Consider the following 10,551-nt stretch of genomic DNA (forward strand, 5'->3'; position numbering starts at 1 on the left):
TGTTTTTAATTAAGTACGTTGCTCCGGCTGCGGTGTTTTTAGTGTTTCTGCACGCAGTGGGGGTGTTGTAAATGACTATTGTGCAAAAAAGCGCGTTAGTTAAATATTCCGCGCAGCAAATGTTTGATTTAGTCAATGATATAGAATCTTATCCGCAGTTTTTACCGTGGTGTAGTGGTAGCCGTATCATAAAACGTGAAGATAGAATTATCGAAGCAGAATTAATGATTTCTAAAGGTGGTTTTAAAAAGTCTTTTTCTACGCGTAATGCCATAGAGCCAGGTGGCAGAATTACCGTGTCATTATTGGATGGCCCTTTTTCGTATTTAGAGGGTGTATGGAATTTTATGCCACTACGTGAAGATGCCAGTAAAATTACGTTAGATTTAGAATTTGAAATGTCAGGTAAGTTGGCTAGCTTAGCGTTTGGCGCGGTCTTTAACCAAATTTGCAATACTATGGTGAGTTCGTTTACTCAGCGCGCTAAGCAAATTTATGTCTGATATATTAATTAGTATTGAAGTGGCTTATGCCTTGCCAGACCAGCAATGGTTAATTCCGCTGCAATTAACACCGCCGGTAACCGCTGAGCAAGCCGTGCAGGCTTCAGGGTTATTGGAGCTGATTCCCGATTTAGCTCGTGATGAGTTAACTGTTGGTATTTTTGGTACAGTTTGCGCCTCATCGAAAGAGCTGGGCTCTGGTGATAGAGTCGAAATTTATCGCCCTCTTATTTACGATCCTAAAGTGGCTAGACGCATACGGGCCGCGAAGTAAATGCCACCATCTAATCAAACATCCACTGCATTCTTGGATAAACTCACTGTTGCGATAAGCCTGATTGGCATTGGTGTTTATTTGTTCTTGCAGTATGGCGTTGCGTTTGAGGCTAAACCTCTGGCTTTTGCAGTACACATGCTACTCAGTTATGGCGACACGGCTATAAGTGATTTCAATGTCAATGTGTCAGTCAGTGTCATTGAAGTGCCTTTGTTAGTCGTGATTGTCTTTGGCGGTTTTCCGCTGGTATACCAACTTTTAGCCAAATTATTGCAACGGGATTTAGGCGCAGATTTATTAGCCGGTATCGCGATTGTTACTGGGTTGTTATTGCATGAATACCTAGCGGCATCATTAGTCGTGTTAATGTTATCTGGCGGTTCTGTGTTAGAGGCGTATGCAGTGCGTAAAGCGTCGTCCGTGTTGTCGGCGTTGGCTAAGCGTATGCCTTCTATTGCTCATAGACAAACGGCGCAAGGGTTATGCGATATTCCTATTGAGCAAGTTGGTATAGGCGATATTTTGTCTATTTTACCGCATGAAATATGTCCGGTTGATGGTACGGTGCAGCAAGGCAGTAGTACCATGGACGAATCGTATTTAACCGGAGAGCCTTATTTAATGTCTAAAACAGTAGGCTCTAAGGTGTTATCGGGTGCAGTTAATGGTGATTCGTTATTAGTGATTCAAGCCGATAAGCTAGCCGAAGATTCTCGTTATGCCAAAATTATGACGGTTATGCGTGAGTCTGAGCAGTATAAGCCGTCGATAAGGCGGTTAGGTGACCAATTAGGTGCTTGGTACGCGCCATTAGCTATTCTAATTGCGTTAATGGCCTGGTTGATGAGTGGCGAAATTGTACGTTTCTTAGCCGTTTTAGTGATTGCTACGCCGTGTCCGTTATTAATCGCTATCCCTGTGACGATTATTAGCTCTATTTCTTTAGCGGCTAAGCGTGAGATTATCATTAAAAATCCGGCGATTTTAGAAACTATTGGTCAATGCCGTACAGCAATTTTCGATAAAACGGGTACGTTAACCTATGGTAGACCCGTATTAACGCAGATTAGCTTAGCTCCAGGCCAGACAGAAGCGAATGTATTAACGTTAATCGCGAGTTTAGAGCGTTATTCTAAACACCCTTTAGCCAATAGTATTTTAACAGCAGCAGCTGAGCGTCAGCTATCCTTGTTGACAGTAACCGGTATTAGCGAGTTGCCGGGGGTCGGTTTATTAGGTAGTGTTGCTGATGTATCTGTGCAAATCACGAGTCGTAAGCATTTGTTAAAAGACTATCCTGAATTAGAGACCCAATTACCGGTTTTGCAAGGTGGTTTAGAATGTATTGTGTTAATCAATCAGCAATATGCTGCAACGCTGCAATTCCGCGATCAAGCGCGTAGCGATAGCTCGTTATTTATTAATCACTTAAAACCTAATCATTTATTTGCCAAAGTGATGCTGGTGTCTGGTGATAGAGAATCTGAAGTGCGTTATTTAGCTGAGCAAGTCGGTATTCAACAAGTGTACTTCAGTCAAAGCCCTGAGCAAAAATTAGCCTTAGTAAAAGCTGAAACGGCACTAGCGAAAACGGTATTTTTAGGGGATGGTATTAACGATGCGCCCGCATTAACGGCGGCAACGATAGGAATAGCATTTGGGCAAAACAGCGATATTACCGGCGAAGCGGCGGATGCTGTGATTATGGATAGCTCGCTATTAAAAGTGGATGAGTTATTTCATATTGGCGAGCGAATGCGGGGTATTGCGTTACAAAGCGCCGTCGGTGGTATGTTGTTAAGCTTAATCGGTATGGGCTTTGCCGGGCTGGGTTTGTTATCGCCCGTTGCGGGTGCTATTGCACAAGAAGTGATTGATATTTTTGCGGTGTTAAATGCTTTGCGTGCAGCACTGCCGCCTAAGGTTTTGTCTGACTATTAGTCGTAATTTACGCTATACCGGCAGTTTGTCGGTATAGCGCTTTATCTAATCGTTATTTCTTTTCTTCAGCTTTTGCCGGTTGAGCTGGCGTTTCTGCTTTTGGCGCTTCTTTGACCTCTTCAGCTACGACTTTGTCTTCTGCAGGGGCTGGGGCTTCAGCTTTTTCGCCCGCAGCAGGTTGTGCTGCAGCTTCGCCTTCGGCTTTAGGTTTTTCTTCCGTATTTGCAGGTTGCTCAGCAGGGGCGCTGCCAGGCTGTGCAGCGGCGTTGGCGTCAGCTTTAGGTTTTTCTTCGGTTAATGGAATTAACACTTCAACTTTCGCTTGTTTACGCATAGTTTCCAACATGGTTTGGACTTTTTTGCGTTGTAAATAAGGCGTGATTTGTTGTTTGATGGTTTCTATTGGTGGAGGTGTTTGAGGGCGTGCGTCTTCTTTTAAAATAATATGCCAGCCAAATTGAGTTTGCACCGGTGCTTTAGAGTATTTGCCGTTTTCTAACGCCATAACCGCTTTAGAGAAAGGCTCAACCATTTGACCAGCGGCAAACCAACCTAAATCGCCACCATTTTGCGCTTCTTTGCCGTCTAATGAATGTTTATTCGCTAATTTAGCAAAGTCAGCGCCTTTATCCAATTCAGCAATAATTTTTTTCGCTTCGGCTTCTGTTTTAACCAAAATATGACGAGCTTTATATTCCATGGTATTTGAGCCACCGAATTTACTGTCATATTCAGCTTTGACTTCTTCGTCAGTCACTGGGTTGGTTTTCATGAAGTTTTGCACAGCGGCATTGGTTAAGATGTTTTTCTTAGCTTCATCTAACCCTTTGAGTACTTCAGGCGATTTATCCAATTGTTTTTGTAGCGCATCTTGAATTAATAACTCACGTTGTATGAGTTCTTCTACTAATTTTTCTTTAGGGATGCTTTGTCCTGGCATACGTGCTGCGACATCTTTTTTCCAAATTCTCTAAGATTTCTTTGGAAATATATTTGCCGTTAACTGACGCAATAGCATCCGCTTTGTTTACTTCCGGCATTGCCGGTGCAGGTGTGGCTGAGCTAGATGCACCCGTACCTGGGTTAGTGCTAGAAGGTTGCTGGTCGCAGCCCGTAGCGATTAAAGCAGCTCCTGCAACAAGCAAGGGGATAAACGTATTTTTCATGTGTGGGTTCCTTTAGTTTTTTTCAGATGGGGTAAGAGCATTAATGCCTAAGGCATGAATTTCATGTTTCATCAACTCACCTAGTGCTTGGTAAATAAGTTGATGGCGTTGCACCAAGGATTTGCCTTGAAATGCTTCGGCGACGATGTTGACATGAAAATGTCCGCCACCGTTCCGCGCGCCCGCATGACCTGCATGTGCGGCGCTATCGTCGATAATTTCTAAAAATTCAGGTTGTAAAGCGTTAGTTAATGTGGTTCTAATTAACTCTGTAGTCATGAAGGAAACACTTTTTTGAAAGGTTTAACAGAGACACCGGCATAAACGCCGGCGGCCAAATAAGGGTCAGCATCGGCCCAGTTTTTTGCTTCGTCAAGGTTGGCAAATTCGGCAACAATAAGACTTCCTGTAAAACCCGAAGTGCCGGGGTTGTCCGAATCTATCGCAGGAAAAGGCCCTGCTAATACTAATTTGCCTTGATTTTGTAACTCTTGTAAGCGATTGAGATGAGCAGGTCTTGCGGCTAGGCGCTGCTCTAAGCTATTAGGTACATCTTCACCAATAATCGCGTATAACACTTTATTTCTCCGGTTCGGGTATGTATTTGTATAAAAATACCATTTGTAACACGATAAAAATTACCATGAGCCCCGGAACGCCAAAGGTTTTAAAGTTTACCCAATCTTCAGTTGGAAAATTGTACATGACATATAAGTTAACAAAACCTACGGTAATAAAAAATAAACTCCATATGACATTAAGTTTTTTCCAGATGGATGCGGGTAACGTAATACTTGCCCCCATCATACGTTCGACAATCGGTTTTTTGCCAACAAATTGGCTGGCTAAAAAAGACGATACCGAATAACCATTCGATTATGGATAATTTCCATTTAATAAATGATTCGTTTTGTAAGTATATCGTCGCGCCGCCCATAACGATGACTAAGCCTAGCGTTACCCATTGCATGGACTCAACTTTACGGTATTTTAGCCAGGTATAAACGACTAACAGCAGTGTAGCCACCATCACTACACCGGTTGCCACATAAATATCGTAAAATTTAAACGCGATAAAAAATAAAATAATAGGTATAAATTCAAGCAGTTGTTTCATAAAATGGATTAAGCGTAAAAGTCGACTCCGCCAGTTGTTGGCGTTTGATGAGTTTGCGTTGCCTGAGAAAGATTTTGCTGATAAGCATTTAAAGCGTGTTGCGTACGTTTATCCGCCGCATTATAAGCATTGTCTTGTGTCGTTGTTATTAACAGACGTTGTGCGTCATGGTTTTGCTGAATTTTTTCTAGTGCTTGCTTGTTAATGCTCGTCGTGGCGTTCACTTGCGTAGTAGAGCCAGGTGTCGCCGCTGTTGCGTCATTGGATAATTCAGGCTTTGCACGGGCGTTATTAGCTTGCTGGTTAGTCTCTAACCTAGCTGGCGAATAAGCAAGTGAAGAGCTATGAATTTTCATGTGACAAGTTATGCGTAGTCAGATTCTGCTATTGTAGAATCTTTAATCTTAAATGTCCAAGTACCTATGTTCATGCATACTAAATCATTAAAGAGGAATTGAATGACGAATGAATTACAAACTCAGATTGAGGCCGCCGCTTTTAGACGGTTATTGCAACATTTACAAGCCCATACCGAGGTGCAAAACATCGATTTGATGTTAGTTGGTGATTTCTGCCGGAATTGCTTAGCGAAATGGTACGCGGCAGAAGCGGCAACGTTGGGTGAGCAGGTAGATTATGAGGCAGCGCGTGAGTATGTTTACGGTATGCCTTATTCAGAATGGAAACAACGTTATCAACAAGACGCTACACCGGAGCAATTAGCGGCCTATGCTAAAAAGCAAGAAGGTAAACATGAACATTAAGATGGATTATGACGCGATGTTTTCAGGCATTATCGGTGAAGACTATGCCATGCTTAAACAATTGTCACCGTTATCGTATGAGATGAGTTCGTTAGTCGGTGCGACGGTTGCCGAATATGCTAAGTCTGCGTCAAACGTTGTTGAACTGGGTGGCGGTACAGGAATTACGACTTTATCGATACTGAGTCAACACGGTTCCGCGCAAATATTAAGTATTGATAACGAGCCAACGATGCAAAAGCAAGCACAAGAGAGCTTAGCCGCTTGGGTGAATGCAGGTCGCTTAACGTTTTCTAGTGATGATGCGTTGACCGCGCTTAAAAAATTGCCGGATGCGAGTGTCGATAGCGTAGCGTCGGCTTATACATTACACAATTTTACTCAAGATTATAGAAAACAAGTATTGGCTGAAGTTTTTAGAGTCTTAGTGCCGGGGGGATGTTTTATTAATGGCGACCGCTATGCTTTAGACGATATAGACGTGCATACGCGTACGACTCAACAAGAGGTTAGTCGCTATTTCAGCGTGTTAATTGCAGCGGGCAAATTAGAACTGCTGGAGCATTGGATTGTGCATTTATTTAGCGATGAGTCTGAAAATCATATTATGCGAGAAACTCAAGCCTTAACTCAGCTTGCGGACGCAGGTTTTAGCGCTATTCAGCTCAGTCACCGATATGAAGTTAATGCGTTGGTTTCGGCCTATAAGCCACAGTAAAGGATGGAATAAGTGCTTGTCTTAAAAATTGAAAATTCATTTTTTAACCGGGAGTAGCCAATCAACATTAATTGACAAGCTGTAGGCTAGCTGTTATTTTTTGTTGGCACTCGGCTTGATAGAGTGCTAATTAATAATAACAGAGGTGGGTGTGGGCCATACTATGCAACAGCTTAATGAGCGCTCATTACAATTATTAAAAACATTGGTTCAGCGTTATATCTCAGACGGTCAACCGGTTGGCTCAAGGGCGTTATCTAAAGATTCTGAGCTAAAACTCAGTCCTGCGACTATTCGTAACGTCATGGCTGATTTGGAAGATTTAGGATTAGTTCACTCGCCCCATACATCGGCAGGGCGAGTGCCAACAGTCAGCGGGTATCGGCTGTTTGTGGACAGTTTGATAACCGTTAAACCGTTAAATTCTGAGGAATTAACAAGGTTACAAGAAGGGTTGCTAGTCCCTAGCGATTCTAGCGATGTTATTGGCATTGCCTCGCGATTACTCTCTGATGTCACGCAAATGGCTGGCGTGGTGACGTTACCGCGTCGAGAAAGCGTGAGTTTTCGGCATATTGAGTTTTTACCGTTGTCACATCAACGCGTATTAGTGATTTTTGTGACCAATGAGCAAGAGGTTCACAACAAAATTATTCATACCGATAAAGCTTTTTCGCCAGCAGAATTGCAACAAGCGGCTAATTATTTAAATGCCGTATACAGTGGTTTTAGCTTAGATAGCGTACGCGACCGCATGATTAAAGAATTGCAAGATACGCAAGCGCATATTAACCAATCGATGTTGGACGCCATTAGGATAGCGCAATTGACCTTTTGCGCAAGATCGTCCTAAAGAAGACTATGTGTTAACCGGAGAAACCAATCTAATGGAATTTTCTGAGCTTGCAGATAGAGAGCGGTTAAAAAGCTTGTTTTCAGCGTTTAGTCAAAAACAAGAAGTCATTCATTTATTAGACCAATGCATGAAGGCTGATGGTGTGCAAATTTTTATTGGTGAGGAATCCGGCTACCAAGCATTTGATTGTTGTAGTTTAGTCACCGCGCCTTATAGTGTTGGTGAGGAAGTGGTCGGTGTGTTGGGTGTGATTGGTCCTACGCGCATGTCTTATGAAAAAATCATTCCTTATGTCGACATTACTGCAAAATTATTAAGCGCAGCCTTGAATCCTAAATCCTCATCCCCATTGTAAAGATTTCATTACATAAACTTAGTTAGGTTATAGCCAATGAGTACTGAGCAGGAAACAGTAGAAGCGCAAATAGAACCAGAAGCGGTTCAAAGCGACGCGACAGTTTCAAATGAGGAACAACCTCATACGGAAGTCGCCGAACACGAATACACAATAGACGAATTAAAGCAAGAACTTGCCGAAACTAAGCACAAAGCCCAAGAAAATTGGGATAAAGCGTTGCGCGTCCATGCGGAAATGGAAAACTTAAAAAAGCGCATGCAAAAAGACTTAGAAGACACGCATAAGTTTGCTATCACGAATTTCGCTAAAGAATTATTAACAGTCATGGATAGTTTGGTGTTAGGTCTGCAAGCCGCAACCGGCGATAGCGAAGACGTCAAAAAATTCCGAGAAGGCAGTGAGTTGACGATAAAGCAATTTGAGGCGGTCTTTAATAAATTTAATATCGTGACCTTAGATCCACTTGGCTCACCGTTTAATGCTGAGCAACACCAAGCGGTTATGATGCAAGCAGTGCAGGGCGTGGAAGCAAATACAGTGGTTAATGTGCTGCAAAAAGGTTATATGCTGAATGGACGCTTGCTACGCCCAGCGATGGTTATCGTCGCGAAAGCAGCAGATTGAAACTAGGCTTGAAATTGTAAAACTCAGCCTTATATCGGTTATAACATTAATAAAATTCAAGTCTGGAGAATTCAATGGCAAAAATAATTGGAATAGATTTAGGAACGACTAATTCTTGCGTCGCTGTACTAGAAAATGGTGTGGCAAGAGTCATAGAAAATAGCGAAGGCGCACGTACCACGCCGTCTATTATTGCATTCACTAACGATGATGAAGTGTTAGTTGGACAGTCGGCTAAACGACAAGCGGTCACAAACCCCAAAAATACCTTATTTGCAATAAAACGCTTAATAGGTCGTCGTTTTAAAGACGATATCGTACAAAAAGACATACACATGGTGCCTTATAAAATCGTTGAAGCTGAAAATGGCGATGCATGGGTACAAGTTCACGATAAAAAAATGGCAGCACCTGAAATCTCAGCCCGTGTGTTGATGAAGCTGAAAAAAGATGCTGAAGCCTATTTAAGGTGAGCCTGTTACAGAAGCGGTGATTACGGTACCGGCTTATTTTAACGACTCACAACGTCAAGCGACTAAAGATGCAGGCCGTATTGCTGGCTTAGATGTTAAACGTATTATCAATGAGCCAACAGCGTCAGCGTTAGCGTTTGGTATGGATAAGCCTAAAGGCGATACTAAAATTGCAGTTTATGACTTAGGCGGTGGTACATTCGATATTTCAATCATCGAAATTGCTGAAATTGATGGCGAACATCAATTTGAAGTGTTATCAACCAATGGCGACACTTTTTTAGGCGGTGAAGATTTCGATTCTAGGATTATCGAATACTTAGCAACTGAATTTAAAAAAGACACAGGCGTTGATGTACATAACGACCCGTTGGCGTTACAACGTTTAAAAGAAGCCGCTGAAAAAGCTAAAATCGAGTTATCGTCTAGCCAACAAACCGATATTAACTTACCGTATATCACGGCGGATGCATCAGGTCCTAAGCACTTAAATGTCAAATTAACACGCGCCAAGTTAGAAGCATTGGTTGAAGAACTGATTAACAAGACTAAAGGCCCTTGCGAAATGGCGTTGAAAGATGCTGGCTTAAGCGCAAAAGATATTGACGATGTGATTTTAGTTGGTGGTCAAACGCGTATGCCTAAAGTGCAAGAAATGGTTAAATCCATTTTTGGCCAAGAGCCGCGTAAAGACGTCAATCCTGACGAAGCTGTGGCTTTAGGCGCTGCGATTCAAGCAGGTGTATTAGGCGGTGAAGTTAAAGATGTTTTATTATTAGATGTTATTCCGTTGTCATTAGGTATTGAAACCCTAGGTGGCGTGATGACGAAATTGATTGAGAAAAACACCACGATTCCAACCAATGCGTCGCAAGTATTCTCAACCGCTGAAGATAATCAAACTGCAGTCACGGTTCACGTGTTACAAGGTGAGCGGGAAAAAGCATCGGCGAATAAGTCATTAGGTCGTTTCGATTTAAGTGATATACCACCGGCACCACGCGGCGTACCGCAAGTCGAAGTGTCGTTTGATATTGATGCTAACGGTATCTTAAACGTATCAGCTAAAGATAAAGCGACCGGTAAAAAACAATCTATTGTGATTAAAGCATCGAGTGGTTTATCAGAAGATGAAGTGCAACGCATGATTAAAGATGCTGAAGCGCATGCTGATGAAGACCGCAAATTAACCGAGTTAGTCCATGCACGCAATCATGCCGATAGTATGATTCATGCAACGGAAAAATCGTTAAAAGAGCTTGGCGATCAAGTCAGCGCCGATGAAAAAGCGAATATTGAGAAAGCAGTCAGCGAGTTAAAAGAAGCGCTGAAAGGCGATAGCAAAGACGAGATAGAAGCGAAAACTAACGCATTAACTGAATTATCGGGTAGTTTAGCGGAACGTGTTTATGCACAAAAAGGAGCGGCAGAAAGCGCAAGTGCCGCTAGCAGCGAACCTAAAGTTGATGATGATGGCGTCGTCGATGCTGAGTTTGAAGAAGTTAAAGACGACAAAAAATAATAGTTAAGCTTGTTGGTTGTGATTGTAGGGTGTTGCTGTTTTCCACCCTACAGTTCATAAAAGTTAAGCAGACACAATATATACTTCAAACGGTCAAGTTTTCGGTTTTTAGGTAGGGTGCGCTGTGCGCACCTTTATAACATCTTAAAAATCAATGAAAAAGGTGCGCATAGCGCACCCTACAACAACACAAGATACCGAATGTGACCGTTCAGAGTATATACTTCAAACG

The 10,551-nt window shown here is 42.5% G+C and carries 11 protein-coding genes and 3 pseudogenes; 8 read left to right on the forward strand and 6 right to left on the reverse strand.

The genetic code is table 11. From position 1 onward, the window contains the following. The first annotated feature begins 71 nt into the window (after window positions 1-71). Genes VZ94_RS17975 through VZ94_RS17985 form a run of 3 tightly spaced genes read left to right on the forward strand, consistent with a single transcriptional unit; the run spans window position 72 to window position 2,721 of the window. The gene (locus VZ94_RS17975; RefSeq protein WP_045780278.1) at window positions 72-503 is read left to right on the forward strand and encodes a type II toxin-antitoxin system RatA family toxin; all 432 of its coding nucleotides are present in this window, start codon (window positions 72-74) and stop codon (window positions 501-503) included. Beyond that, on the forward strand, window positions 496-777 hold the full coding sequence (locus tag VZ94_RS17980) for an RnfH family protein (protein WP_045780279.1): 282 nt from the start codon (window positions 496-498) through the stop codon (window positions 775-777). Before VZ94_RS17975 ends, VZ94_RS17980 begins: the two co-directional genes overlap by 8 nt. Window positions 778-810: 33 nt before the next feature. Next, on the forward strand, window positions 811-2,721 hold the full coding sequence (locus VZ94_RS17985) for a heavy metal translocating P-type ATPase (RefSeq protein WP_239650054.1): 1,911 nt from the start codon (window positions 811-813) through the stop codon (window positions 2,719-2,721). Window positions 2,722-2,773: 52 nt separating this feature from the next. Here the strand turns inward: VZ94_RS17985 and VZ94_RS29600 are convergent, their stop codons facing one another. From VZ94_RS29600 to VZ94_RS18010, 6 genes and pseudogenes are all read right to left on the reverse strand, one after another. Beyond that, window positions 2,774-3,661 (reverse strand): peptidylprolyl isomerase, encoded by an 888-nt coding sequence (locus VZ94_RS29600; protein ID WP_338040507.1) that lies wholly within the window; start codon window positions 3,659-3,661, stop codon window positions 2,774-2,776. Next, window positions 3,639-3,887 carry a hypothetical protein gene (locus tag VZ94_RS32495; protein WP_131655621.1) on the reverse strand — a complete coding sequence of 83 codons (249 nt, stop codon included), beginning with the start codon at window positions 3,885-3,887 and terminating at the stop codon, window positions 3,639-3,641. Before VZ94_RS32495 ends, VZ94_RS29600 begins: the two co-directional genes overlap by 23 nt. Before the next feature lie 12 nt (window positions 3,888-3,899). Beyond that, window positions 3,900-4,166: a BolA family protein gene (locus tag VZ94_RS17995; RefSeq protein ID WP_045780281.1), complete on the reverse strand. Its 267-nt coding sequence runs from the start codon at window positions 4,164-4,166 to the stop codon at window positions 3,900-3,902. After that, complete coding sequence (locus VZ94_RS18000) at window positions 4,163-4,465, reverse strand: YciI family protein (protein WP_045780282.1); 303 nt, start codon at window positions 4,463-4,465, stop codon at window positions 4,163-4,165. Before VZ94_RS18000 ends, VZ94_RS17995 begins: the two co-directional genes overlap by 4 nt. Window position 4,466: 1 nt before the next feature. Further along, window positions 4,467-5,004, reverse strand: a pseudogene (locus VZ94_RS18005) (septation protein A). Between the two features lie 8 nt (window positions 5,005-5,012). After that, window positions 5,013-5,360: a hypothetical protein gene (locus tag VZ94_RS18010; protein ID WP_045780283.1), complete on the reverse strand. Its 348-nt coding sequence runs from the start codon at window positions 5,358-5,360 to the stop codon at window positions 5,013-5,015. Window positions 5,361-5,462: 102 nt separating this feature from the next. Here VZ94_RS18010 and VZ94_RS18015 point away from each other — a divergent pair, with 102 nt between their 5' ends. The 5 genes and pseudogenes from VZ94_RS18015 (at window position 5,463) to dnaK (ending at window position 10,319) form a co-directional block, all read left to right on the forward strand. Continuing rightward, complete coding sequence (locus tag VZ94_RS18015; protein WP_045780284.1) at window positions 5,463-5,768, forward strand: DUF1244 domain-containing protein; 306 nt, start codon at window positions 5,463-5,465, stop codon at window positions 5,766-5,768. Beyond that, window positions 5,758-6,486, forward strand: a complete 729-nt coding sequence (locus VZ94_RS18020) for a class I SAM-dependent methyltransferase (protein ID WP_045780285.1) — start codon at window positions 5,758-5,760, stop codon at window positions 6,484-6,486. Before VZ94_RS18015 ends, VZ94_RS18020 begins: the two co-directional genes overlap by 11 nt. Window positions 6,487-6,649: 163 nt before the next feature. After that, window positions 6,650-7,697: pseudogene (gene hrcA / locus VZ94_RS18025) on the forward strand (heat-inducible transcriptional repressor HrcA). 36 nt (window positions 7,698-7,733) lie between these two features. Then, entirely contained in the window at window positions 7,734-8,324 is a 591-nt protein-coding gene (gene grpE, locus VZ94_RS18030) for a nucleotide exchange factor GrpE (RefSeq protein ID WP_045780286.1), read from the forward strand. 74 nt (window positions 8,325-8,398) lie between these two features. Then, window positions 8,399-10,319 (forward strand): annotated as a pseudogene (gene dnaK / locus VZ94_RS18035) (molecular chaperone DnaK). Window positions 10,320-10,551: the final 232 nt, after the last annotated feature.

Source organism: Methylocucumis oryzae, from assembly GCF_000963695.1.
Lineage (GTDB): Bacteria > Pseudomonadota > Gammaproteobacteria > Methylococcales > Methylomonadaceae > Methylovulum > Methylovulum oryzae.